The following is a 26,524-nucleotide window of genomic DNA, read 5'->3' as shown; positions in this document are numbered from 1 at the left end:
CGGTCTTGTCACAGTTCTAGTACGTGGTGATGTTGGTGCAGTCAAAGCAGCAACAGATGCTGGGGCTGCTGCAGCTCAACGTGTTGGTGAATTGGTATCAGTTCACGTTATTCCACGTCCACATACAGAAGTAGAATCAATTTTACCACATTAAGCTAAAAAGAAAGGACCTAGATATGAGCACTTCAGAAGCATTAGGAATGATTGAAACTAAAGGATTGATTGGATCAATCGAAGCAGCAGATGCAATGGTGAAAGCAGCCAACGTAACATTAATTGGTAAAGAACATGTAGGTGGCGGTCTTGTCACAGTTCTAGTACGTGGTGATGTTGGTGCAGTCAAAGCAGCAACAGATGCTGGAGCAGCTGCAGCTCAACGTGTTGGTGAACTGGTATCAGTTCACGTTATCCCACGCCCACATACGGAAGTGGAATCGATTTTACCACATTAAAAGTAACTTTGGGAAATCGAATAGTACTGTTTTACAGTTAACTACAGCTCATCCCAAACACTTGGGATGAGCTTTTTTACAAGTGTAGAAAGAAATACTAGTCAGGAGGAGAGGATAGGATGGCACATCAAGAAATTATGGATGGGAATGCAGCCGCAGCTTATATTGCTTATCAATTTAGTCAAGTGGCTGGTATTTATCCAATCACTCCAAGTTCTGGTATTGGAGAGCTTGTAGATATTTGGCAAGCTGAGGGGAGAGAAAATCTTTTTGGTGAAAAAATGAGAGTAGTGGAGATGCAGTCAGAAGCTGGTGTTGCTGGTTTCATACATGGTTCTCTAAAATCAGGTGCATTGACTACTACTTTTACTTCATCCCAAGGTTTGTTACTCATGTTGCCAAATATGTACAAAATTGCTGGCGAGTTGTTGCCAACGGTCTTTCATGTGGCTGCAAGATCAGTTGCAACAAATGCTCTCAGTATATTCGGAGATCACAGTGATGTCATGTCAATCCGTCAGTCTGGTTTTGCTCTTCTTTCAGAAGGAACGGTTCAAGAGGTTATGGATTTATCAGCTGTTGCTCATTTAGCCACTCTTGAATGTTCAATCCCATTTGTTAGTTTTTTTGATGGTTTCTTAACGAGTCATGAGACCCAAAAGATCAATGTTTTGCAGACAGATGATTTAAAAAAATTAATCAATCAAGAGGCTTTAGAAATTTTCCAATCAAGAGGGATGAATCCGAATCATCCAAGTGTTTCAGGAACAAATCAAGGACCTGATTTGTATTTTCAACAACGAGAAACAGTTAATAGAAATTATCAAGTTGTTCCATTTGTGGTTCAAAAATATATGAAAAAAATTAACGAACTACAGGGTACAAACTATGATCTGGTCACTTATTATGGTCATCCAGAAGCACAAGAAGTCATTATAGCGATGGGATCTGTTTCCTCTACTATTCAACAAGTTGTGGATTATTTGATGCAGCTTGGAAGAAGGGTGGGAATGCTTCAAGTACATCTCTATAGACCTTTTCCAGTAAATTGCTTTTTAGAGAAACTCCCAGCTACAGTTCATTCTATTGCTGTATTAGATAGAACTAAGGAACCAGGAGCATTGGGTGAACCACTATATCTAGATGTTCAAGCTGCTCTCTACGATTATCCGAATAGACCGAGAATTATTGGAGGAAGATTTGGAATTGGATCTAAGGATACAACACCTTCCCAGATTATTGCAGTATTTAAAGAACTACAAAAAGAAGTTCCTAAAAAACAATTTACAATTGGAATTGAAGATGATGTAACAAAGTTATCATTAGAAACAGAAAAAGAGATTGACTTAACTCCTTCTGATATATACCAAGTTAGATTTTGGGGATTAGGTGGAGATGGGACAGTCAGTATGAATCGATCTACGATTCATATTATTGGTGAAAAAACGGATAAACAGGTACAAGCTTATTTTTATTTTGATTCTCGTAAAAGAGAAGGGGTTACGATTTCCCATTTAAGGTTTGGACAAAATGCAATCAAATCCACTTATTTAACTCAACAAACTGATTTCATTGGTGTCACAATGCCGGCTTATTTACAACAATATGATGTCTTAGAAGGTCTAAAACCAGGGGGGATTTTCTTACTAAATACACCGTGGAGTAAAGAGCAGTTGGAAAGACGATTGCCGGCTAAAATGAAGAGATTTATAGCAAATAATCGAATTCAATTTTATACTATAAATGCTTTTAAAATCGCTCAAGAAGCAGGATTGACAGGGAAATTTAGTATTAGCATGCAAGCTGCCTTCTTCAAACTAACAGGTGTATTACCTTTTGATATCGCGCAGCAAGCAATGGAAGATGAAATTGTTAAAGCTTTTTCAAAGAAATCAGAATTGTTAGTGAGTCAGAATTTAAAAGCCATTGCTTTATCTATAGATGCTCTAGAAAAAATTACGATTCCTCCTGAGTGGGGGACTTGTGAAGATCTCCCTAAAAAACAAGGGAATTATAGAAATCACTTTAAAAAACAAATTCAAGAACCGTTTAGTCGCCTAAAAGGAAGTGCTATTTCCGTTGGACAATTAATTGATAACGGAATGGTAGCAGGAAGCCTTCCGTTAGGTGGTACGGCTACGGAGAAAAAATCGCTAACTTGGGAAGTTCCCGAGTGGAATCCAGATTACTGTGTTCAATGTGGTTTGTGTTCCTTTGTTTGTCCTCATGCAGCAATTCGTCCTTTTTTAGTCGAAGAAGATGAACTGGATGCAGCGCCTGAAGGGTATAAAGTGAAGGATTTTAAAGGCAAAGATGGTTTGATGTATAGAATTCAAGTATCTGTTGAAGATTGTACTGGATGTGAGCTATGCGTACAAGCTTGCCCATCTAAGGGAAAAGCATTAAAGATGATTTCTAGTATAGAAAATGAAAAAAAACTAAAAGAACAAGCTATCAATTGGGCATTTTCTATGACTTTGCGAGCAAAAGAGAACCCAGGAAAACCTGGAACGGTTGCTTATACACAATTTGAACAGCCCTTACTAGAATTTTCTGGAGCATGTGGAGGATGTGGTGAAACCCCTTATGTTAAGTTGCTGACACAGATGTTTGGAGATAGGATGGTTGTGGCGAATGCGACAGGTTGTTCCTCTATTTGGGGGGCACTAGGAGCCAGTACACCTTATACAACCAATCAAAAAGGTTGTGGTCCAGCATGGAGCAATTCTCTATTAGAAGATAATGCTGAATTTGGCTATGGAATGATGATTGCAAATGACACACGACGGAAATCACTCATAAGACTTATGGAGAAAGCTCAAAATGAAGCTAGTCATGATTTGAATTTGTTGATGAGAGACTGGATTGAACATTTTGGTGAAGGCAAAGGAACAAGAGCAAGGGCAGCGAAGCTCCAACAAGCTTTGGAAAAGGAATGCTCGAAAACTACACCAGTTCTAAATGAATTGTATTCTCATAAAGATTTATTTGTCAAACCATCACAGTGGATTGTTGGTGGTGATGGCTGGGCCTATGATATTGGTTATGGAGGACTGGATCACGTATTAGCAAGTGGTGCTGATGTCAATATTTTAGTATTAGATAATGAAGTGTACTCGAATACAGGTGGCCACTTATCTAAAGGGACTCCTACTGCGGCGATTGCAAAATTCTCTGCTGCAGGAAACCATAGTACAAAAAAAGATTTGGGTATGCTTGCAATGACTTATGGTAATGTCTATGTTGCCCAAGTTGCTAATGGAGCAAATCCAATTCAAGTAATAAAAGCTTTTGAGGAAGCAGAAAATTATTCAGGACCATCTATCATTATTGCCTATGTCCCGTGTATTACGCATCGACTTGAAGGTGGAATGAGTAGAACGATCGAAGAAGCTAAGGAAGCAGTTAATTCAGGTTATTGGTCTCTGTATCGATTTAATCCGTCACTGACTAAAGAAAATAAATGTCCGATGATACTTGATTTTAAACGTCCTAAGTTTGAAAATATGATTTCTTTCATGTTAAAACAAGAGCGTTTTTCGGCACTTCGAATAGTCAATAAAAAAGAAGCAGAGAAATTATATCAGTTAACTGTTGCTCAAGCTAGGAGAAGATTTTTAAACTATGCCAAACTTTCAGGAGACTATGATAGCTTTTTAGAGAAAGAGAGTAGAGGTAAAGAGGTCGCTAAAGTCATAGATAAACAAAGTGCATTAGTTTCAAAAATAAGTCAACAACAAGATGAAATTGATGATATTCTGAAAACATTGGATCTTTAATAGCAAAAAATGTATGATTGCTGAAAATACTATTTAAGAACTGCTGGAACCTAGAACTAAGAAAGGGGCAGAATAAGTTTACTCAAAACTTATTCTGCCCCTTTTTGTGGTATGATTGCCGAAGTATAAATTTCTTAGTCGTTTTGAATCCTCTTTTAAGAACAAAGATTTATTAACTAAAATGTTATTTTTTCAATAGTTGTTAAATCTTTAGCTACAATTGCACTGTCAAATGAAACCTCATATAAAACTAGATCAGATCCAACGAGTTCGATTGCTTCTTGGTAGCTAGGAATTTTAGCAATAAAGCAATCAGCCAAATCAAAAATAGTGAGTTGACTTTGTTTAGCAATGCCTCTTGCTTTGACATGTTTATTTCCTGAGTGAGGAATAGTCGTAAAAGCTATGTGAGGATTTAAGTTCATTTCTTTAATTTTGTCTTCTCCCTTTACTGTGGCAAAGTAGAGAATATGTTTTTCTGGGTCATAGTAAAAATTTAAGATTCGAACATTAGGAAGTTGGTCTACAGCTGTGGCAAGAGCAATTTGAGGCTGCTGAGCCATAATAGATAAAAATTCTTGTTTGGTATTCATGATAATACCTCCTTGTTTAAATGATTTGTTATAAACTTGTGCAGATTGCCTGAAAATAGAGAGAAATTCAGTTTGATTCATAGTGACTAGAAATCTACTTTTAGAGTCTCTAAGTAAAATAAGATGATTTCTTGTTCTGTATAAGATTTTCCTTTTTTGAGCCACCAGGTTAGTGTTTCGATAAAATTAGTTACTACAAAATGTTTGAGGTAGGAAGTAGGAATATTAGGATAAGAAACTTGCAAATCCTCTGCGACCATGGGATAAACATGGTGCTCCAATTCTTTCTGTAATTGACGGAGGAAGTAGTCATTTTTTGAGAAAAGGAGGCTGGTGACGTGGTCTTGATTTTTCTTAAAATGTGAAAAGATATGGGACAAATAAGCTTCTGTAGATATATTTCCTTCACGTTCAAAAAGATGATGGAAGAGATAACGACAGAGCTCATCTAGGAGTAATTCCTTACTCTCATAGTGACTGTAAAAGGTGGAGCGACCAACATCTGCCAGGTCTATAATCTCCTGAACTGTGATAGTTTCGTAATCTTTTTGATTCAATAATTGTAAAAAAGCAGTATAGATAGCTTTTCGTGTCTTGGTAATGCGGCGGTCTTGACTAGTCATATGGACACTTTGAACAAATTGTTCAGTAACTTACAAAGAGAACAGTTTGCCCCTATCCTTTCTTTTCGGAGTAAGAGATAATACTAGTAAAGGGAATATTTATACTACTATTATACCAAAGGAGGATGAAAAAATGACAACGAAAGGTGCGGTTTGGCTAGCTTTTTTCTTAAATTTGAGTTATGCCATTGTCGAGTTTATCGCTGGTGGAGTGTTTGGTTCCAGTGCTGTTCTTGCTGACTCTGTCCATGATTTGGGAGATGCAATCGCAATTGGGGTATCAGCCGTTCTTGAAACAATTTCCAATCGTGAAGAGGATAGTCATTACACCTTGGGTTACAAACGATTTAGTCTCTTAGGAGCCTTGGTAACGGCTGTGATTCTTATGACAGGGTCCGTTTTGGTTATTTTGGAAAATATAACGAAACTCTTTCATCCACAACCTGTCAATGATGAGGGAATCCTCTGGCTAGGAATCCTTGCTGTTAGCATTAATGTGCTAGCCAGTCTTGTCGTTCGTAAAGGAAAAACAAAGAACGAATCTATTCTTAGCCTGCATTTTCTAGAAGATACCCTTGGTTGGATAGCAGTCATCCTGATGGCAATTATTCTCCGATTTACGGATTGGTATATCTTAGATCCTCTCTTGTCGCTTGTCATTTCCTTCTTTATCTTGTCAAAAGCCATTCCACGTTTTTGGTCTACTCTCAAGATTTTCTTGGATGCTGTGCCAGAAGGAGTGGATATCAAGCAAGTAATGAGCGACTTGGAGCAACTTGATCACGTTGCTAGTATTAATCAGCTAAACCTCTGGACCATGGATGGTTTGGAAAAAAATGCCATTGTCCATGTTTGTCTAAAAGAAATCGAAAAGATGGAGGTTTGTAAAGAATCCATTCGAACCTTGCTCAAAGATTGTGGTTTCCAAAATATCACCATTGAGGTTGATGCAGACCTAGCAACTCATCAAGCCCATAAGCGAAAAATTGAGGAGTTGGAAGTAGGTCAAAGTCATGGACAGGAACATCATCATTAATGAGATGTAGTATAAGTGAGCGAAAGCTAAATAAAAAGTGTATACTAAAGGTAGTTACATAGAGAGAGGAAATTTTTAAATGAAATCAGCAATTTATACTAAAGCTGGGCAAGTGGGTCTAGTAGAAGTGGAACGTCCACAGATCGAAGCGCCAGATGATGCTATTATCCGCATTGTCCGTACCTGTGTTTGTGGTTCCGACCTCTGGAGTTACCGTAATCCAGACATCGAAGAGGGACATAGTAATAGTGGTCATGAGGCTATCGGAATCGTCGAAGAAGTTGGTGAGGCTGTCACTACTGTAAAACCAGGTGACTTTGTCATCGCGCCTTTCACTCATGGTTGTGGTCAGTGTGATGCCTGTCGTGCTGGTTATGATGGGACTTGTGACCGCCATATTGGCACTAACTGGTCAGGTGGTGTCCAAGCTGAGTACATCCGCTTCCACTATGCCAATTGGGCACTTGTTAAAATTCCTGGGCAACCATCTGACTATACAGAAGGCATGCTCAAGTCTCTCTTGACTTTGGCTGACGTCATGCCGACCGGTTATCATGCAGCGCGTGTTGCTAATGTGCAAAAAGGCGACAAGGTTGTCGTTATCGGTGACGGTGCTGTGGGTCAATGTGCGGTTATCGCAGCCAAAATGCGTGGTGCATCACAAATCGTCCTCATGAGTCGCCACGAAGATCGTCAACAAATGGCCTTGGAGTCAGGCGCGACAGCAGTCGTAGCTGAACGTGGTGAAGAAGGCATTGCCAAGGTGCGAGAAATTCTCGGTGGTGGAGCAGATGCAGCTCTCGAATGTGTCGGTACTGAGGCGGCTGTTGAACAAGCACTAGGTGTACTCCATAATGGAGGGCGCATGGGATTTGTCGGTGTGCCTCACTACAATAACCGTGCCCTTGGTTCAACCTTTGCCCAAAATATCTCAGTGGCAGGTGGAGCAGCATCAGTTACTACTTATGATAAACAAGTTTTATTAAAAGCAGTTCTTGACGGTGATATCAATCCGGGTCGTGTCTTTACTTCAAGCTATAAACTGGAAGATATCGACCAAGCTTATAAGGACATGGATGAACGTAAGACTATCAAGTCTATGATTGTGATGGATTAAAAAAGAAAATCCTAATAGAGATTTGAGAATCTCTATTAGGATTTTTTATGTTTAACTATTATCCTTCATGCGAAGTACTTTCTCTTAAAGTCAGTTTGGTTCCTAGCATAGTAAGGCTTGGGATTTTACGGCCGTGAAGGACTTCTCTGTTCAAAATATCCATTCCTGTGCGTCCCATTTCTTCGGTGTAGACTGTAATACTGGAAAGTGGTGGGAACACTTGCTTGGTTAGAATGGTATCATTAAAGGAAATAATGCTGACGCGCTCTGGAATGCTGATGCTGGCTTCTTGAAGGGCACGAAGGGCACCAATTGCCAAACTATCACTGGCTGCAAAAAAAGCCTGTGGAAGTTTCTCTCCTAATTTTTCGATAGCCTCCTTCATCAAGTCATACCCAGATTGGGCAGTAAATGAGCCTTGGAAAATGAATTTTTCGTTATAAATTCCTTTTTCTTGCGTATAGGATATAAAGTAATCTAAACGCTTATCTGCGATGACTTCCTCTTGGTCAGTAGTAGTTTCAAGACCGGATAGGATACCAATCTTTTTAAGCCCATGATCTGTAAAGTAATCAACAACCTGTCTAACAGCATTATAAAAATCTGTAATGACACAGGTATGACCAAGAGCAATCGTATCACTGTCTAAAAATACTAGGGGTTTGTGATATTCCTCAAATGATGCAATCTGTGCTTGGCTAAATTTCCCAATACAAAGAATCCCAATCACTTCTTCGCTAAGCGTGAAAGGCTGGTCATTAAAATAGCGCAAGATGTCGTAATCTAATTCTTGTGCTCTATTTTCAATTCCTAGTCGAATCTGGTAGTAGTAGAGATCTTCTAACTCTCCCTGTTCACTGACCCACTGGATGATAGCGATTTTCTGTTTGAGTTTATGAGATTCACCTGTTTTGAGATGTTTGGTGTAGCCTAGTTCTTCGGCAACGGTTAAAATACGATGTCTGGTTTCTTCTGTGACAGATAGACTCTGATCGCGATTGAGGACACGGGATACAGTTGCGATCGAGACAGAGGCTAGCTGAGCAATATCTTTGAGTGTAGCCATAATTCCCCTCCTTTTTAGGTTATTATAGCATATTTTTCTTCCTTTTTACTCATAGTTTAGTAAAATATCGGTAAAAATGTTGACCTAAGCAAAACCCTTGGGTACAATAGAAGAAAACGATTACAGGATAAACTTTTTTACCTAATATTTCGTAAAAGGAGAATTCATATGACACAACATCTTACTGCTGAAGCACTTCGCAAGGATTTTCTTGCTGTTTTTGGTCAAGAAGCGGATCAAACCTTCTTCTCACCAGGCCGTATCAACTTGATTGGGGAGCATACTGACTATAACGGTGGGCATGTTTTTCCAGCAGCTATTTCACTCGGAACCTATGGGGCTGCTCGTAAGCGTGATGACCAAGTTTTGCGTTTCTACTCAGCAAACTTTGAGGATAAAGGAATTATCGAAGTTCCTCTAGCTGACCTTAAGTTTGAGAAAGAGCACAACTGGACCAACTATCCAAAAGGTGTCCTTCATTTCTTGCAAGAAGCTGGGCATGTGATTGACAAAGGTTTTGATTTCTATGTCTTTGGGAATATCCCAAATGGTGCGGGCTTGTCTTCTTCAGCATCTTTGGAGCTTTTGACTGGTGTCGTGGCAGAATACCTCTTTGACCTAAAATTGGACCGTCTAGACTTAGTAAAAATCGGAAAACTAACTGAGAATAACTTTATCGGAGTGAACTCTGGTATTATGGACCAATTTGCTATCGGTATGGGTGCTGACCAACGCGCTATTTACCTAGATACTAACACTCTAGAATACGACTTGGTTCCACTTGATTTGAAAGACAATGTCGTTGTGATTATGAATACCAATAAGCGCCGTGAACTTGCAGATTCTAAATACAATGAACGCCGTGCTGAATGTGAAAAGGCAGTGGAAGAACTCCAAGTTGCCTTGGATATCCAGACTTTAGGTGAGTTGGATGAATGGGCTTTTGATGAATACAGCTACCTCATCAAAGACGCAAATCGTTTGAAACGTGCTCGCCATGCCGTTTTAGAAAATCAACGCACCCTTAAGGCGCAAGCAGCACTTCAAGCAGGAGATTTACATAAGTTTGGTCGTTTGATGAATGCTTCGCATGTTTCTCTTGAGCACGATTACGAAGTAACTGGCTTGGAATTAGATACCCTTGTTCATACAGCTTGGGCTCAAGAAGGTGTTCTTGGTGCTCGTATGACAGGAGCAGGTTTTGGTGGTTGTGCTATTGCCTTGGTTCAAAAAGATGCGGTTGAAAACTTTAAAGAAGCTGTTGGCAAGCACTACGAAGAAGTAGTTGGCTATGCACCAAGCTTCTATATCGCTGAAGTTGCAGGTGGTACTCGCGTCTTAGATTAGGATAGAAGGATATGGAAGCTGTAATATTTGATTTAGATGGCTTATTAGCCGATACTGAAATCATTTCTCTAAAAGTTTATCAAGAATTGCTTAGAGATTTTGGAATTCCTTTCACAGAAGAAACTTATTCTAGAGACTACAGTGGACATAGGGAAGAGGAGAATGTTCAACGATTTTTGGACACCTATGATTTATCTTGGAACTTTGACCAAACCTTGGCTAAAGTTTATGAACTGGAAGCTCAAATCTTAGCTCAAGGTGTAAATTTAAAAAAAGGTGCTAAAAATTTGCTTACTTATTTGCAAAAAGAAGGCATTCCAATCGCTTTAGCAACATCAAGTGTTGAATCTCGAGCTAAAATGATCTTGGATAGCAATGGTATACTGTCCCTATTTGACCATTTAGTTTTTGCAAAAGATGTAAAGCGAAGCAAACCTTACCCTGATATATTTTTAAAGGCCTGTAGCGATTTGAACGTTTTACCAGAGAATTGCTTGGTACTAGAGGATAGTGAAGCAGGGATTGAAGCGGCATCTAGAGCTGGGATTCCAGTTATTTGTATTCCAGATTTAAAAATACCAGCACAGTCTTTCTTAAATAAAACAGAACAAGTTTTTCAGGATTTGGATGCTGTTAGAGACTATTTAGAAAGTCAGAAGGAGGTTTTCTAGTGACCTTAGTAGAAAATTTTGTGACCAAAGTTATTGCAGAAAGTAGCTTTGAAGAGTTGGATCGGATTTACCTGACCAATCGTGTTTTAGCACTGGTGGGAGATGGAGTTTTTGAAGTTGAGACTGACCAAGATGATTTGATTGAACTAAAAGATCAGCTTGTCGAGGAAGCCGTTCGATTGGAAACGATTGAAGATAGTCAGGCTGCGCGTGAGATTCTCGGTGCTGACCTCATGGACTTGGTAACCCCTTGTCCAAGTCAGGTTAATCGTGATTTTTGGGATACCTATGCCCAGTCACCAGAGCAGGCAATTGCAGATTTCTACCAACTCAGTCAGAAGAATGACTACATCAAACTGAAGGCCATCGCAAAGAATATTGCTTATCGTGTACCATCTGACTACGGTGAACTGGAGATTACCATCAATCTCTCTAAGCCTGAAAAGGATCCAAAAGAGATAGCGGCAGCTAAGTTGGTCAAGTCGAGCAACTATCCTCAATGTCAGCTCTGTATGGAGAATGAAGGTTATCATGGTCGTGTCAATCATCCAGCTAGAAGCAATCACCGAATTATACGTTTTGATATTTCTGGTCAGGAGTGGGGCTTCCAGTATTCGCCTTACGCTTACTTTAATGAGCACTGTATTTTCCTAGACAGCAAGCATCGTCCTATGGCCATTAGTCGCCAAAGTTTTGAACGTTTGTTAGCAATTGTGGAGCAATTTCCAGGCTACTTTGCTGGTTCGAATGCTGATTTGCCAATCGTGGGTGGCTCCATCCTGACCCATGATCATTACCAAGGTGGGCGCCATGTATTCCCAATGGAAGTGGCGCCATTACAGAAGAGTTTTACCTTTGCAGGTTTTGAAACTGTCAAAGCAGGGATTGTTCAGTGGCCTATGTCTGTGATTCGACTAACTTCAGATTCTAAAGAGGATTTGACAGAACTAGCGGATAAAATCTTGCTGGCTTGGCGTCAATACTCAGACCCAAGTGTACAGGTCTTGGCAGAAAGTAATGGAACACCGCATCACACTATCACACCGATTGCGCGTAAACGAGATGGACAGTTTGAGTTAGATTTGGTCTTGCGGGACAATCAAACATCTCCAGAGCATCCAGATGGTATCTATCATCCCCACAAGGATGTCCAACATATCAAGAAGGAAAATATCGGCTTGATAGAGGTCATGGGCTTGGCAATCTTGCCACCACGCTTGAAGGAAGAAGTGGAGCAAGTAGCAGCTTATCTAGTCGGAGAGGATGTTTCAGTTGCAGATTATCACCAAGAATGGGCGGATGAATTGAAAGATTCCCATCCTGGATTGACTGACAAAGACCAAGCTCTTAATATCGTCCAAGAATCTGTTGGAAAAATCTTTGCTCGAGTTTTGGAAGATGCAGGAGTTTACAAGCAAACAGAAGAAGGACAAGCTGCCTTTATGCGCTTTGTAGAGCAGGTTGGTATTTTGCCCGAATAAGTGCTTCTCTCTTGCGTAGAGTCTTGAAAAGTAGTATCATAGTGTCGTTTGAAATATCAGGAGGAACGTATGAAAGATTTTCACTTTGACGCTATATCTGCCTTTGAAAATTACGAAATTGAAAAAATGAGAGACGGTCACGTGGTGGTGACAACAAAAGTAGTGGACTCCTCACTCAACTACTATGGGAATGCCCATGGAGGCTATCTATTTACCCTTTGTGACCAAATTAGTGGCCTTGTGGTGATTTCGCTTGGCTTAGACGGAGTGACACTCCAGTCTTCCATCAACTATCTGAAAGCTGGAAATCTAGGGGATGTTCTCACTATCAAGGGAGAATGTGTCCATCAAGGACGTACCACTTGTGTCGTCGATGTTGACATCATCAACCAAGATGGCCGAAATGTCTGCAAGGCAACCTTCACCATGTTTGTCACAGGACAACGGTCTGAAGATAGACAGGTGAGGATATAGGAAACATAAAAAAGAGGCACATGCCTCTTTTTTTATGTTGTTTAATGTAAGCAACTTGTTTTAATCAATTTTCTTTATAAAATCACCGATTTTTCTTACAATCTCAGTAACAAGAGCATTTCCCATAAAGAACATTCTCATTTTATCAGAAACATCTACAATAGACCCATCAGTTAATTTCTTTTTAGCTGTCCAATTATCTGGGAAATCTTGAAGACGTTCTGCTTCAACTGGAGTTATAAGACGGTATTTACCATTAACTTTAAGAAAATGGGTTGAACGATTAACGGTACCTTCAGAAGTCAACATTGTACGACCAGGTAAGTTTAAATCGTCATAGGGAGCCATACCACCTTCAGAATAGATGTAAGTATGACCGTCCGCAGAAGTACGTTCAATTCGTTTTGGTCCCCTTAGAAATTGGAATTTTTCCAATTTTGCTTGGTCAGTAATGAAATATTTATCAGGAACATCCTTTTCATCCTGAAGAATTTCACCTAATGTAATTGGTCTTCCATTAAAGTTAGGCTCTGTATCGATAGAGTAGTATTTTCCATATCTCATAATACCTGTGTTCCAAACAGTACCTGTAAAATTATCAGATACCTCCACGATATCATCTCCAAGTTCATGAAAAACATGTCTATTTTTAACTGGTATATTTTTTATTGGAAATTGAGTTGCAAATAAACCTGTTTGAAATAAATACTCATCATATTTATGTTCTTCAGCTACTGCTTCATTGTTTTCATATTGTTCATCAATTGATTTTGCAAAATTAGTATCATTACGATAAACGAAGAAGAAAACACGACGACGTCTTTGGCTTCGTCCGTAATCAGCCGCATTGATGACTCTCCATTCAACTGAATATCCCAAATTATTGAAAGCTGTTAGCATGATTGCGAAGTCTCTTCCTCGTTGTTTAGAAGGGGCTTTTAGCAATCTGTCAACGTTTTCGAGGATAAGATATTTAGGTTTAATATTTTCGGTAGCACGAATGATTTCCCAAAAGAGGACTCCTTTTTTTCCTTCGATACCTTTTTCATTTTTTTTACTTCTAGCGACAGAATAGTCTTGACAAGGAAAACCTCCTACAATCATATCTGCATCCATTTTCGAAAATTCTTCGTCTGTAATATCAGAGATACTAATATTGATATTCTCGCTGTCGGGGAAATGATAATCATATACCTCAAATGCATCTTGAGATTTACGAGACGGTTCCCACTGGTTAGCCCACTTTGTTTCAAAGAACTGGTTATCAGATTTTTCTAATCCTATTCGGAATCCTCCGACCCCAGCAAATAGTTCGAGAACTTTCATCTTTTCTCCTTACAATTTTTCAGTTTAATCCATTATATACTATTTTCAACGATTGATCAAGTATTAATGCTTGCTTTGTATTTAATCTGATATAATATAGGGAGTAGGAGAAAAGAATGAAACAAAATTTATTTAATTATAACGATGAAGATATTGACAGTGTTGTAAATTACTCTCACAAACTTTTGAATAGAAAATTTGCTGAGGTTATGGAAGAATATAATCGATCTCTCTATAAAACATACGAGGATTATCAAAATCAAGAAGCTAATGAATATGAGAAAAAAGAAATTAAACCATCGTCAAAGGGACAGTATGGGAATTATATAGAACGTTATTATTATGGTTATCAGCCTAACAGTAATGCTGCAGCTGATTTTGAAAAAATTGGAGTAGAGCTTAAGGTGACTCCATTTAAAGTTAATAAGAATGGAACCATTTCTGCAAAAGAACGACTAGTCTTGACGATTATTAATTATTTTGAAGAGAACTTGGACGATTTTTATCAAACTCATCTATGGCAAAAATGTTCTAAAATACTTTTATTATTTTACAACGGTTTGATTCCTGAAAATACAGTTTTTGATTACATGATTGAAAAAGTGTTTCTGTATGAATGGTTTGAGGAAGATATGAATGTCATTTTAGATGATTACGCTCGAATTACTCAGAAAATTAAGGAGGGACGTGCGCACGAATTGTCTGAGTCCGATGGGAACTATTTATCAACTTGTACTAAAGGAGCCGGTAAAGACAAAGATTGGAAAAAACAACCTTTTAGTGATGTTTTGGCAAAACAACGTGCCTGGGAATTAAAGTCTAGTTATATGACGTATTTGATTAATCATAAAATCTTTGCTAGTCATGAACAGGAGAGTGTATTAGCTACTGCAAAAGGAACGAAAAAAACATTTACCCAGCTTATTGAAGAAAAAATTTTGAAGTATGAAGGATGGAGAGCGGAAGACTTATATGATGCGTTCGGTGTTCCTCGTCGCTCAAAATCTAGAAATAATTTACTGATTCGTAAAATGATTGGTATTACTAGTGATATAGAAAATACTCAGGAATTTCAAAAAGCCAATATGAATCTTAGAGTTATTAGTGTGAATAAAAAGGGGCTACCTACTGAAGACTCACCGTTTAAAGTTTATGATTTTATAGAATTGGCAAAAAATGACAACTGGGAAGAATCTCATGTTTATCAAGAAATTTGTGACAAACGCTATATGTTTGTTGTATTTAAGGAAGAAGAACCTGGAGAATATGTTTTAAGTCAAGTGAAGTTTTGGGGATTCCCTGAACGTTTAGTCGATGAAGCAAAACGTGTCTGGAATGAAACACGTAGCATTATTAATGAAGGGGTACAGTTAACTCAGACAAAAAAAGGTGTTTCGACAAACTTTCCTCAAAGCAAAGTAAATAAGTTCTTGTTTACCAAAATTCATGCATCAAACTCTTATTATGAAATTGAAAAAAATGTTTTTGTAGGAAAAGGAAAACTATCAGATACGAACCCTCTTCCTGATGGACGAAGAATTACCAAGCATTCTTTCTGGATTCCTAAAAAGTTCCTTAAAGATATTTTGGATGGTAAGTGGGATTAAGTGATTTTCAACAGTAAGAAAAAGAGGCATATGCCTCTTTTTTTATTACTTTCCCACTCTAATGCTTTATTATCCTATTCACTAAATCTTAAAAAATAGCCATCTGGGTCTAGAATTGCAAATTCATGAGGGTAGATATATTGTTCACCAACTCGAAATTCTCTTTTGGTCAAAGGACGATGAATAGGATAGTTAGACTCGATTACTTTCTGATAGAGTCGAGGAACATCCTTTATGCCAAAGGAGATATTGACTCCACGACCAAATGGGTAGGTCAGTTCAACTAATTCATCCTTTGTTCCCTCCTCTAACATTAGCTGGCAATCCTCAAAAGAAAGGAAGAGGAATTTTTCTTCTGGGCGCTCGTATTCGATGGTAAAACCCAGTAAATCACAGTAGAAGTGACGCGATTTCTCGATATCCGATACGACAAATTCAGGGATGACAGCTTGATAGTCCATTCGTTTTCTCCTTAGAAATCAATCTCCATGACAATCGGTGTATGGTCTTGGCGTGGGCCTGAGTCAATCATGTCTGACTTGGTAACCTTGTCTGCTACACAGTTACTTGTGAGCCAGTAGTCGATTCTCCAGCCTGTGTTGTTGATTTTTGAAGTCTTGCTGCGTTGTGCCCACCAAGTATAGCGTTCTGGCACATCGCCATGGATATGGCGGAAGGTATCTGTAAATCCTTTGGCTAAAAGGTTTGTAAATCCTTCACGTTCTTCGTCTGTAAATCCTGGTGAACGGCGGTTGCTGGCCGGGTTAGCAAGGTCAATTTCCTTGTGGGCAACATTGTAGTCTCCGGTTGCTAGGACAGGTTTTTGCTTGTCTAGTTGAGCCAAGTACTCTGCATATTTGACATCCCAGACTTGACGTTCTTCCAAACGTTTGAGCCCATCTCCAGCGTTTGGTGTGTAAACTTGAGTCACGAAAAATGTATCAAATTCTAAAGTGATGATACGTCCTTCCAAGTCCATGGTAGAAGGTGCACCGATTTCTGGGAAGTTGATAGTTGGAGTAAGTTCTTTCTTATAGAGGAACATAGTTCCAGCATAACCTTTACGAGCAGGTTCTTGAGAGGAACGCCAAGTATTTTCATGTCCAGGGAAGAGTTCTTCTAACACCTCGAGATGTTTTTTAGTAGGCCCTGTAGCTGAAAGCTTGGTTTCTTGGATAGCGATAATATCGGCATCTTCGGCTACCAAAGTTTGGAGAACGTCTTGAGACAATTTCGCACGCGCAGAGTCACTCGTCAACGCTGCATTGAGGGAATCAATATTCCATGAGATTAGTTTCATAGTGTGTACCTTTTCATTCAGATTATAGACAATATTATACCAGAAAAAGAAGTATTTCCCCAGCGTATAGTTTGAAAAATCAAGGTCATTCCTATATAATAAAGAATGATTTATGTAAAAGATTGAAAATAAATGAAATGTTACTCCTATGAATATCTTTATCACTGAGTATGACAAAGTTCAAGTGAGTGTCGTCACCTATGAATAAGAAAAACCTGGGGTTCATGCCTCAGGTTTCCATTTGTTATTAGAAAGGAATACTATGTCCATCATCCAAAAACTCTGGTGGTTTTTTAAGTTAGAAAAACGTCGTTACCTCGTTGGAATTGTGGCTCTAGTCTTGGTTTCTGTGCTCAACCTCATCCCACCGATGGTTATGGGGCGCGTAATTGATGCCATTACTTCAGGACGATTAACACAGGACGAGCTCCTGTTTCATCTCTTTTATCTCCTGCTGGCAGCTTTTGGGATGTACTATCTGCGTTACGTTTGGCGCATGTATATCCTAGGGACCTCCTACCGACTGGGACAAATCATGCGCTCAAGACTATTTGAGCATTTTACAAAAATGTCGCCTGCTTTTTATCAGAATTATCGAACTGGGGATCTAATGGCTCACGCCACCAATGATATCAATGCCCTGACTCGTCTAGCAGGTGGAGGTGTCATGTCTGCAGTAGATGCTTCTATCACAGCCTTGGTGACTTTACTGACTATGCTCTTTAGTATTTCTTGGCAGATGACCTTGGTTGCCATTCTGCCCTTGCCATTTATGGCCTATGCGACTAGTCGTCTGGGGAGAAAGACCCATAAGGCTTTCGGCGAATCACAAGCAGCCTTTTCAGAACTCAACAATAAGGTACAAGAGTCTGTATCAGGTATCAAGGTAACCAAGTCCTTTGGTTATCAGTCTGACGAGTTGAATTCTTTCCAGGAAGTCAATGATTTGACCTTCCAAAAGAATCTGCAAACCATGAAATATGATAGCCTCTTTGACCCGATGGTTTTGCTCTTTGTTGGTTCTTCTTATGCCTTAACTCTCTTAGTCGGTGCCTTTATGGTGCAAGCGGGACAAGTAACCGTCGGTAATCTGGTTACCTTTATCTCTTACTTGGATATGTTGGTTTGGCCTTTGATGGCGATTGGGTTCCTCTTTAATATTACTCAAAGAGGGAAAGTTTCTTACCAACGTATTGAGAGTCTCTTGTCTCAAGAGTCACCTGTCAAAGATCCAGAATCTCCACTTGACGGGATTGAAAATGGCTGTTTGGACTATGCTATTGATAGTTTTGCCTTTGAAGACGAGGAGACACTGAATGATATTCATTTTAGCCTCGAAAAAGGGCAAACCTTGGGCTTGGTTGGGCAGACTGGTTCAGGGAAGACTGCTTTGATTAAGTTGCTCCTACGTGAGTATGACGTTGACCAAGGGGCTATTTATCTAAATGGTCATGATATTCGTGACTATCGACTAGCTGACTTGCGTAGTTTGATGGGATACGTCCCACAGGATCAATTTCTCTTTGCCAGCTCTATCCTAGATAATATTCGTTTTGGAAATCCTGACCTGCCTTTCTCAGAAGTAGAGAAAGCAACTAAGCTGGCTCAAGTCTATCAAGACATTCAAGCCATGCCCCAGGGATTTGATACAGTTATCGGTGAAAAGGGTGTCAGTCTATCTGGTGGACAAAAGCAACGTCTGGCCATGAGTCGGGCTATGATTTTAAATCCTGATATCTTGATTTTAGATGATTCCTTGTCAGCTGTGGATGCCAAGACAGAGTTCGCTATTATCGATAATCTCAAGGAAACTCGCAAAGATAAAACGACCATCATCACTGCCCATCGACTCAGTGCAGTTGTCCATGCAGATTTGATTTTGGTCATGCAGGATGGTCGTATCATTGAGCGAGGGACACACGAAGACTTACTAGCCTTGGATGGTTGGTATGCACAAACCTATCAGTCACAACAGTTAGAAATGAAAGGAGAAGAAGATGCGCAATAAACAAGAACAATGGGCTGTATTGAAACGCTTGTTGTCCTATCTCAAGCCTTACGGTCTCCTCACCTTTTTAGCACTCGCTTTTCTCCTTACGACGACTGTTATCAAGAGTATCATCCCCTTGGTAGCTTCGCACTTTATCGACCAGTATCTACATAATCTCAACCAGCTTGCCATTACAGTTTTGCTAGCCTACTATGGTCTCTACATTCTTCAAACCATTGTCCAGTATGTGGGGAACATCCTCTTTGCGCGAGTGTCCTACAGTATCGTTAGAGATATTCGACGTGATGCCTTTGCCAATATGGAAAAGCTAGGCATGTCTTATTTTGATAAAACACCTGCAGGATCTATCGTCTCGCGTTTGACCAATGACACTGAGACTATTAGTGATATGTTTTCAGGGATTTTGTCCAGCTTTGTCTCAGCAGTCTTTATCTTTGTGACAACCCTTTATACCATGCTCGTTTTGGATTATCGTCTGACAGCTTTAGTTCTACTCTTTTTACCCTTGATTTTCCTTTTGGTTAATCTCTACCGTAAAAAATCGGTCAAGGTCATTGAAAAAACCAGAAGTCTCTTGTCAGATATCAACAGTAAGCTGTCAGAAAATATCGAAGGGATTCGTATTATTCAAGCCTTTAATCAAGAAAAACGTCTGCAAGAAGAGTTTGATGAGATAAACCAGGAACATCTGGTCTACGCCAACCGTTCAGTGGCTTTGGACTCTCTCTTCTTACGTCCAGCTATGAGTTTGTTAAAGTTGTTAGGGTATGCGGTTTTGATGGCTTACTTTGGCTATCGTGGTCTCTATCTAGGCATAACGGCAGGTACCATGTATGCCTTTATCCAGTACATCAATCGTCTCTTTGATCCCCTCATCGAGGTAACGCAAAACTTTTCTACCCTTCAGACATCCATGGTGTCAGCAGGTCGTGTCTTTGCACTTATCGATGAGACCAACTATGAACCGGTCCAAGAAAATGGACAAGCCGAGATTAGAGAAGGAAATATCCGTTTTGAACATGTGTCCTTCTCTTATGACGGGAAACACCAGATTCTCGATGATATTTCCTTTACAGTCAATAAAGGTGAAACCATCGCCTTTGTCGGACATACTGGCTCTGGGAAATCTTCTATCATCAATGTTCTCATGCGCTTTTATGAATTCCAGTCTGGTCGAGTTCTCCTAGATGGTGTGGATATTCGTAAGTATAGCCAAGAGGAATTGAGAAAAAATATTGGTCTGGTTCTACAGGAACCTTTCCTCTATCATGGGACCATAAAGTCCAATATCGCTATGTACCAAGATATCAGCGATGACCAGGTTAAGGCTGCGGCAGAATTTGTCGATGCAGATTCCTTCATTCAAGATCTTCCTTTAGGTTATGATGCTCCTGTATCTGAGCGTGGTTCGAGTTTTTCAACTGGTCAACGTCAGCTTCTTGCCTTTGCTAGAACCGTTGCCAGTCAACCGAAAATACTGATTTTGGATGAAGCGACAGCTAATATTGATTCTGAAACAGAAGCCTTGGTCCAAAATTCTCTAGCCAAGATGAGACAGGGCCGGACGACCATTGCCATTGCCCATCGTCTTTCTACCATTCAGGATGCTAACTGTATCTATGTCCTAGATAAGGGACGAATCATCGAGAGCGGCACACACGAGGAACTTTTGGCCTTAGGAGGAACCTATCACAAGATGTATAGTTTACAGGCAGGGGCTCTTTCTTAGAGAAGAATTCCTTTAAAATACAGATTTCTTGCACTGCCTCTTTCATTTTGTGGTATAATGTAGAATGTTTAAAGATTACATATTAAAAAACAGAGGAGAATGTGCATGCTGAAATGGGATGAACTACCTCAAGAAATGCAATTAAGTGAGGTAAAACCATACTACCAGCTTGTTTCTAAAAGGAAAGGCTCTCTGATTCTCAAGCGTTGTCTAGACTTGTTTCTAGCCTTGGTCTTGTTAATCTTGACTTCACCCGTATTTCTGATTCTAAGCATTTGGATCAAGCTAGATAGCAAGGGTCCAGTCATTTACAAGCAAGTCCGGGTAACCCAGTACAACCGACATTTCAAGATTTGGAAATTCCGTACCATGGTGACAGATGCGGACAAGAAAGGAAGTCTAGTAACTTCTGCAAATGACAGCCGTATCACCAAGGTTGGAAATTTCATTCGCCGTGTTCGTTTGGATGAACTTCCACAATTGGTCAATGTTCTCAAAGGAGAGATGTCCTTTGTGGGAACTCGTCCAGAAGTACCACGCTACACAGAGCAGTATAGCCCTGAAATGATGGCTACCTTGCTCTTGCCTGCAGGGATTACATCGCTTGCCAGCATTAACTATAAGGACGAGGATGCCATTATCAGTCAAATGACTGCAAAAGGTATGACGGTTGACCAGGCCTATGTCGAAAGAGTCCTCCCAGAAAAGATGCACTATAATCTAGCCTACCTACGTGATTTTAATTTCTTCGGAGATATCAAAATCATGTTCCAGACTGTATTTGAAGTTTTAAAATAAGTAGTCGCAAGATTGAAACCGATCAAAGGAGTAAAACAATGACAAAGTATAATATTCCATTTTCACCACCTGATATTACCGAAGCAGAAATTGCGGAAGTAGCAGATACCCTCCGTTCTGGTTGGATCACAACAGGTCCAAAGACAAAAGAATTGGAGCGTCGTCTATCTGCCTATACTCAGACACCTAAGACAGTCTGCCTCAACTCTGCAACAGCAGCTCTTGAATTGATCTTGCGCGTGCTTGAAGTGGGTCCTGGCGATGAAGTTATCGTTCCGGCTATGACTTATACAGCATCATGTAGCGTTATCACTCACGTAGGTGCTACACCAGTTATGGTTGATATCCAAGGTGATACCTTTGAAATGGACTATGACAAGCTTGAGCAAGCGATTACTGAGAAGACTAAGGTTATCATCCCAGTTGAACTTGCAGGGATTATCTGTGACTATGACCGTTTGTTCCAAGTTGTCGAGAAAAAACGTGACCTCTTTACAGCTACTAGCAAGTGGCAAAAGGTCTTTAACCGTATCGTTGTTGTATCTGATAGTGCCCATGCTTTGGGTTCAACCTACAAAGGGCAACCAGCTGGTTCCATTGCAGACTTTACGTCCTTCTCTTTCCACGCAGTTAAGAACTTCACAACTGCTGAAGGAGGAAGTGCTACTTGGAAAGCTAATCCAGCTATTGATGATGAAGAAATGTACAAGGAATTCCAAATCCTATCTCTTCATGGTCAAACCAAAGATGCGCTTGCCAAGATGCAACTAGGTTCATGGGAATACGATATAGTAACTCCTGCCTACAAGTGCAACATGACGGATATCATGGCTTCAATTGGTTTGGTACAATTGGATCGTTATCATGGCTTGCTTCAACGTCGTAAAGAAATCGTAACTCGCTATGACCGTGGATTTGCAGGAACTCGTATTCACCCATTGGCGCATGAGACAGATACTGTTGAATCTTGTCGTCACCTTTACGTTACCCATGTAGAAGGTGCTAGTCTCGAGCAACGCAACCAAATCATCCAAGAATTGGCCAAAGCTGGAATCGCAAGTAACGTTCACTACAAACCGCTTCCACTTTTGACAGCTTATAAGAATCTTGGCTTTGATATGGTAAACTATCCTAAGGCCTATGCCTACTTTGTAAACGAGATTACACTACCACTTCACACGAAATTAACGGATGAAGAAGTAGATTATATCATCGAAACTTTTGTCAGAGTTTCTGAAGAAGTTCTAGGTGCTTCAGAAAAATAATTAAAAAAATTAGTAAAAAATTAGTGAAAACGGTTGACAAAGAAAAAACAATAACATATAATTAACTCAACAAATCAGAAAAGTAATTATTTTTAATCTTCAGGGAGCCTGTGGTTACTGTGAACAGGTGGTTGGAACTAGTGAAATTGGGCTGATTTTAAAAGTGAATTTGAAACAATGAAAATTCGGTAGGCACACCTTACAGTGCAACTTGTTGTTAGACAAGGCAGAGATGTAAAGGGGATATTCTCTTTACAAATGAGGTGGTACCGCGTTACGAACGCCCTCACATGGAAGTAAATTCCGTGTGTGGGCTTTTTCTATCCGACATTTTATTTATCTTTTATTAGGGCGTTAAGTCGCTTTGATGAACTTGAGTTCTATCTACAGCACCTTGCCTACTACTAAAAGCAAATAAAAAGCCGGATTCATATAGAAGGAGGAAAAATTTATGACAACTAAAGGATATTTTGGACAATTTGGTGGTAGTTTTGTACCAGAACCAATTCAGGCTTTATTAGATGAGTTGGAAGTGACTTTTGAAAAATACAAGGATGATCCAGAGTTTTTAGCTGAGTTTCGCCATTACTTGAAGGATTATTCAGGTCGCGAAACACCGCTCTATTTTGCAGAAAGCTTGACAGAGCACCTAGGTGGGGCTAAGATTTATCTCAAACGTGAAGATCTTAACCACCTTGGGTCACACAAACTTAACAATGTCCTTGGACAAATCCTTCTTGCTAAACGCATGGGTAAAAAACGTGTGATTGCAGAGACAGGAGCTGGTCAGCACGGTGTTGCGACAGCTGCAGCAGCAGCCAAATTTGGTATGGCATGTGATGTCTACATGGGGGCAGAAGATGTGGAACGTCAACGTCTCAACGTCTTCCGTATGGAGATGATGGGAGCAACTGTTCACGCAGTTGAAACTGGTACTCGTACCCTTAAAGATGCGGTTGATGCAGCCTTTGGAGCATGGATGAATGACCTTGATGCTTTCTACGTTTTAGGTTCGGCTGTAGGTCCGCACCCTTACCCAACGATTGTTCATGAATTCCAAAAAGTAATCAGTGAAGAATCACGTCGTCAAATCTTGGAAAAAGAAGGACGTTTGCCAGACTACGTCATTGCCTGTGTGGGTGGTGGTTCTAATGCCATCGGTGCCTTTTCACAGTATGTAGCTGATGAAGAAGTTAAATTGGTTGGGGTAGAAGCTGCTGGTCACGGTCTAGATACCGATAAACACGCGGCAACAATGACCAAGGGTAGTGTCGGAATTGTCGATGGAATGAAAACCTATGCAGTCTTTGGTGAAGATGGAAATGTTGCACCTGTTTACTCTATCTCTGCTGGTTTAGACTATCCAGGGGTTGGACCAGAACACGCCTTCTTTAAAGACTCTGGTCGTGTAGAGTATGTTGCAGCGACTGATGAAGAAGCTGTCCAAGCCTTGCTTCTACTTAGCAAGACTGAAGGAATTATCCCAGCTATTGAAAGCTCCCATGCTATCGCAGAAGCAGTCAAACGAGCACCAAAACTAAGTAAAGATGAGATTATCGTCATCAATGTCTCTGGTCGTGGAGACAAGGACGTAGCTGCTATTGCAGACTACCTTGAAGCTAAAAAATAAAAGATGGAAAAGATACAGAGATTTCTCTCACAGAGAGCTTGTGGTTGCTGAAAACAAGTAGAGAAAGCTGTAAGATTGGGTCCATCTGAAAATGAGAGAAGAAAACATGATTCTCAAGGGAGTGCCCTTTATCGCACAGCCTGTTACAAGAAGGTTCTGAGACAGGAATGAGAGATAGGAGAAATCCTATAATTGAGGTGGCACCGCGAATTTCGTCCTCACGCAAGTTATTTTGCGTGGGGATTTTTTGTAGAATCACCACAGGATTTATGAAGAACTGAAAGGGAAAATACAATGGAACGAATCATTCATGGAGATGTTTTATCACCAATCTTGGCGTATATGCGCTTGAACGGACAACACAAGGTTATACTTGAAAGTATCCCAAGAGAAAAGGAAAATGCTCGATTTTCTATCTTGGCCTATAACCCAGTTTTTGAGATTAAGTTTGAGAATGGAGTCCTATATCAAAATGGCCAAGTGATTGATCGTGACCCCTTGGCTTTCCTTTATGAAGTGACTCATAAGAGCCAGCACCATTCAGACCTACCTTTTGGAGGTGGAGCCATCGGATTTGTTGGCTATGATATGATTTCTCTCTATGAAGAAATTGGCCAGCTTCCTGAGGATACGATTGGGACACCAGATATGCATTTCTTTGTTTACGAGAGTTATATTGTATTTGACCACAAGAAAGAAAAAATTCATATCATCGAGGATGCTCTTTACAGTGATCGAAGCAATGATGAGCTAGAAGCGGCTTTGGATCAGGTTTTAGAGGAGTTGAAAATCCCTGCTTCGAATGAATTTGAAGATTTGGACGTTTCTCCACTTCAGTTTAGACCACATATTGCACCTCAGAAATTTGAAGAGATGGTAGAAACAGCGCGCGACTTGATTCGCAATGGAGATATGTTCCAATGCGTGCTCAGTCAGCGTTTCTCAGCAGAAGTAACTGGAAATCCTTTTGACTTCTACAGAAATCTCCGAGTGACAAATCCATCAAATTACCTCTACTTTTATGACTTTGGAGATTATCAAATCATCGGTGCTAGTCCTGAGAGCTTGGTTTCCGTAAAAAACGGCATCGTAACAACCAATCCAATTGCAGGTACGCGACCTAGAGGTGCCAATGATGAGGAAGATGCAGCACTTGCAAGTGATCTACTTTCTGATGAAAAGGAGACGGCAGAACACCGAATGCTAGTGGACCTAGGACGCAATGATATCGGTAGAATTGCTGAGACAGCAAGTGTCCAAGTCACCAAGTATATGGAAGTGGAACTTTTCCGCTATGTCATGCATTTGACCAGCGTGGTTAAAGGACGTTTGTTGCCAGAACTGACTGCCATGGATGCCTTGAAAGCGACTCTTCCGGCAGGAACAGTTTCTGGGGCCCCTAAGATTCGGGCCATGAAACGCATCTATGAGTTGGAAACAGAGAAGCGAGGCGTCTATGCCGGAGCTATCGGTTACCTTTCAGCAACTGGAGATATGGACTTCGCCATTGCAATTCGAACCATGATTCTTAAAAATAAAACAGCCTACGTACAGGCTGGAGCAGGAATTGTTTATGATTCCATCGCTCAGAATGAATACCAAGAAACCATTAACAAAGCTAAATCTATGACTAGAATGGGAGAACTAAGACCATGATTTTATTGATTGATAATTATGATTCATTTACCTATAACTTGGCTCAATACATTGGGAATTTCGCAGAAGTTCAGGTTTTGAGAAATGATGATCCAAACCTTTATGAAGAAGCTACAAAGGCAGATGGACTGGTCTTTTCTCCCGGTCCAGGTTGGCCAGCTGATGCTGGGAAGATGGAAGAAATGATTCGTGATTTTGCAGGTAAGAAACCGATTCTAGGGATTTGTTTGGGGCACCAGGCCATCGCAGAAGTCTTTGGTGGCAAGTTGGGCTTGGCTCCTAAAGTTATGCACGGTAAACAAAGCCAAATCCGATTTGAGACTCCTTCAGTTCTCTATCAAGGAATTGAGGACAATCGTCCAGTCATGCGTTACCACAGTATTTTAATTGAAGAGATGCCGGAAGAGTTTGAAGTGACAGCTCGTTCGACAGATGACCAAGCTATTATGGGAATTCAACACAAAACCTTGCCGATTTATGGCTTGCAGTATCATCCAGAAAGCATTGGAACGCCAGATGGCCTATCTTCTATTCAGAATTTTATCGAAAAAGTTGTAAAGTGA

At 40.1% G+C, this 26,524-nt stretch carries 23 protein-coding genes and 2 other annotated features; of the genes, 17 read left to right on the top strand and 6 right to left on the bottom strand.

What is annotated here, in order from left to right; all coding sequences use genetic code 11:
* The 3 genes from ADH81_RS08320 to nifJ all read left to right on the top strand — a co-directional run.
* The coding region (locus ADH81_RS08320; protein ID WP_049528150.1) for a BMC domain-containing protein at positions 1–154 on the top strand (154 nt) is incomplete at its 5' end.
* 22 nt (positions 155–176) lie between these two features.
* The gene (gene eutM, locus ADH81_RS08315; RefSeq protein WP_049528144.1) at positions 177–452 is read left to right on the top strand and encodes an ethanolamine utilization microcompartment protein EutM; all 276 of its coding nucleotides are present in this window, start codon (positions 177–179) and stop codon (positions 450–452) included.
* A gap of 119 nt (positions 453–571) precedes the next feature.
* Positions 572–4,231, top strand: coding sequence for a pyruvate:ferredoxin (flavodoxin) oxidoreductase (gene nifJ / locus ADH81_RS08310; RefSeq protein ID WP_049528141.1), 3,660 nt, complete (start codon positions 572–574; stop codon positions 4,229–4,231).
* 176 nt (positions 4,232–4,407) lie between these two features.
* Here nifJ and ADH81_RS08305 read toward each other — a convergent pair whose 3' ends face one another.
* Together ADH81_RS08305 and ADH81_RS08300 are read right to left on the bottom strand one after the other, a co-directional pair.
* The gene (locus tag ADH81_RS08305; RefSeq protein ID WP_049528138.1) at positions 4,408–4,824 is read right to left on the bottom strand and encodes a pyridoxamine 5'-phosphate oxidase family protein; all 417 of its coding nucleotides are present in this window, start codon (positions 4,822–4,824) and stop codon (positions 4,408–4,410) included.
* Between the two features lie 86 nt (positions 4,825–4,910).
* Entirely contained in the window at positions 4,911–5,447 is a 537-nt protein-coding gene (locus ADH81_RS08300; protein ID WP_049528135.1) for a TetR/AcrR family transcriptional regulator, read from the bottom strand.
* A gap of 133 nt (positions 5,448–5,580) precedes the next feature.
* On the opposite strand from ADH81_RS08300, the gene ADH81_RS08295 reads away from it, so the two are divergent.
* The gene (locus tag ADH81_RS08295; protein ID WP_049528130.1) at positions 5,581–6,483 is read left to right on the top strand and encodes a cation diffusion facilitator family transporter; all 903 of its coding nucleotides are present in this window, start codon (positions 5,581–5,583) and stop codon (positions 6,481–6,483) included.
* A 79-nt stretch (positions 6,484–6,562) separates the two neighbouring features.
* A complete protein-coding gene (locus ADH81_RS08290) occupies positions 6,563–7,600 on the top strand; it encodes a zinc-binding dehydrogenase (protein ID WP_049528128.1) in 1,038 nt (345 codons plus the stop codon).
* A gap of 58 nt (positions 7,601–7,658) precedes the next feature.
* On the opposite strand, the gene ADH81_RS08285 is transcribed toward ADH81_RS08290, so the two are convergent.
* Entirely contained in the window at positions 7,659–8,666 is a 1,008-nt protein-coding gene (locus ADH81_RS08285; RefSeq protein ID WP_049528125.1) for a LacI family DNA-binding transcriptional regulator, read from the bottom strand.
* 168 nt (positions 8,667–8,834) lie between these two features.
* Between ADH81_RS08285 and ADH81_RS08280 the strand changes: the two genes are divergently transcribed.
* From ADH81_RS08280 to ADH81_RS08265, 4 genes are all read left to right on the top strand, one after another.
* Positions 8,835–10,013, top strand: a complete 1,179-nt coding sequence (locus tag ADH81_RS08280) for a galactokinase (RefSeq protein WP_049528122.1) — start codon at positions 8,835–8,837, stop codon at positions 10,011–10,013.
* An 11-nt stretch (positions 10,014–10,024) separates the two neighbouring features.
* On the top strand, positions 10,025–10,684 hold the full coding sequence (locus ADH81_RS08275) for an HAD family hydrolase (RefSeq protein WP_049528111.1): 660 nt from the start codon (positions 10,025–10,027) through the stop codon (positions 10,682–10,684).
* Complete coding sequence (locus ADH81_RS08270) at positions 10,684–12,165, top strand: UDP-glucose--hexose-1-phosphate uridylyltransferase (RefSeq protein WP_049528109.1); 1,482 nt, start codon at positions 10,684–10,686, stop codon at positions 12,163–12,165. The genes ADH81_RS08275 and ADH81_RS08270 overlap by 1 nt, the downstream gene beginning before the upstream one ends.
* A 69-nt stretch (positions 12,166–12,234) precedes the next feature.
* Positions 12,235–12,639: a PaaI family thioesterase gene (locus ADH81_RS08265; protein ID WP_006152721.1), complete on the top strand. Its 405-nt coding sequence runs from the start codon at positions 12,235–12,237 to the stop codon at positions 12,637–12,639.
* Between the two features lie 60 nt (positions 12,640–12,699).
* On the opposite strand, the gene ADH81_RS08260 is transcribed toward ADH81_RS08265, so the two are convergent.
* Positions 12,700–13,965, bottom strand: coding sequence for a DNA cytosine methyltransferase (locus tag ADH81_RS08260; protein ID WP_049528106.1), 1,266 nt, complete (start codon positions 13,963–13,965; stop codon positions 12,700–12,702).
* A 116-nt stretch (positions 13,966–14,081) separates the two neighbouring features.
* Between ADH81_RS08260 and ADH81_RS08255 the strand changes: the two genes are divergently transcribed.
* On the top strand, positions 14,082–15,572 hold the full coding sequence (locus ADH81_RS08255; protein ID WP_049528104.1) for a Sau3AI family type II restriction endonuclease: 1,491 nt from the start codon (positions 14,082–14,084) through the stop codon (positions 15,570–15,572).
* 74 nt (positions 15,573–15,646) lie between these two features.
* Here ADH81_RS08255 and ADH81_RS08250 read toward each other — a convergent pair whose 3' ends face one another.
* Complete coding sequence (locus tag ADH81_RS08250) at positions 15,647–16,033, bottom strand: bleomycin resistance protein (protein ID WP_049528103.1); 387 nt, start codon at positions 16,031–16,033, stop codon at positions 15,647–15,649.
* Between the two features lie 11 nt (positions 16,034–16,044).
* Positions 16,045–16,872 (bottom strand): exodeoxyribonuclease III, encoded by an 828-nt coding sequence (locus tag ADH81_RS08245; RefSeq protein ID WP_049528100.1) that lies wholly within the window; start codon positions 16,870–16,872, stop codon positions 16,045–16,047.
* A 262-nt stretch (positions 16,873–17,134) separates the two neighbouring features.
* On the opposite strand from ADH81_RS08245, the gene ADH81_RS08240 reads away from it, so the two are divergent.
* The 7 genes from ADH81_RS08240 (at position 17,135) to ADH81_RS08205 (ending at position 26,524) form a co-directional block, all read left to right on the top strand.
* Positions 17,135–18,880, top strand: coding sequence for an ABC transporter ATP-binding protein (locus tag ADH81_RS08240; RefSeq protein WP_049528097.1), 1,746 nt, complete (start codon positions 17,135–17,137; stop codon positions 18,878–18,880).
* On the top strand, positions 18,870–20,612 hold the full coding sequence (locus tag ADH81_RS08235) for an ABC transporter ATP-binding protein (protein ID WP_049528095.1): 1,743 nt from the start codon (positions 18,870–18,872) through the stop codon (positions 20,610–20,612). The genes ADH81_RS08240 and ADH81_RS08235 overlap by 11 nt, the downstream gene beginning before the upstream one ends.
* A 105-nt stretch (positions 20,613–20,717) precedes the next feature.
* On the top strand, positions 20,718–21,410 hold the full coding sequence (locus ADH81_RS08230; RefSeq protein ID WP_049503465.1) for a sugar transferase: 693 nt from the start codon (positions 20,718–20,720) through the stop codon (positions 21,408–21,410).
* 38 nt (positions 21,411–21,448) lie between these two features.
* The gene (locus ADH81_RS08225) at positions 21,449–22,675 is read left to right on the top strand and encodes a DegT/DnrJ/EryC1/StrS family aminotransferase (protein ID WP_049528092.1); all 1,227 of its coding nucleotides are present in this window, start codon (positions 21,449–21,451) and stop codon (positions 22,673–22,675) included.
* 66 nt (positions 22,676–22,741) lie between these two features.
* Positions 22,742–22,966 (top strand) — a binding site (T-box leader).
* Between the two features lie 160 nt (positions 22,967–23,126).
* On the top strand, positions 23,127–24,305 hold the full coding sequence (trpB, locus tag ADH81_RS08220; protein ID WP_049528090.1) for a tryptophan synthase subunit beta: 1,179 nt from the start codon (positions 23,127–23,129) through the stop codon (positions 24,303–24,305).
* Positions 24,302–24,528: a binding site (T-box leader), on the top strand. (Overlaps the previous gene by 4 nt.)
* A 71-nt stretch (positions 24,529–24,599) precedes the next feature.
* Positions 24,600–25,961 (top strand): anthranilate synthase component I, encoded by a 1,362-nt coding sequence (gene trpE / locus ADH81_RS08210; RefSeq protein WP_049528087.1) that lies wholly within the window; start codon positions 24,600–24,602, stop codon positions 25,959–25,961.
* Positions 25,958–26,524 (top strand): aminodeoxychorismate/anthranilate synthase component II, encoded by a 567-nt coding sequence (locus ADH81_RS08205; RefSeq protein WP_049528083.1) that lies wholly within the window; start codon positions 25,958–25,960, stop codon positions 26,522–26,524. Before trpE ends, ADH81_RS08205 begins: the two co-directional genes overlap by 4 nt.

This window comes from Streptococcus pseudopneumoniae (assembly GCF_001072925.1).
In the GTDB taxonomy this organism is placed as follows: Bacteria; Bacillota; Bacilli; order Lactobacillales; family Streptococcaceae; genus Streptococcus; species Streptococcus pseudopneumoniae_Q.
This window is presented reverse-complemented; position numbering and strand designations above follow the sequence as displayed.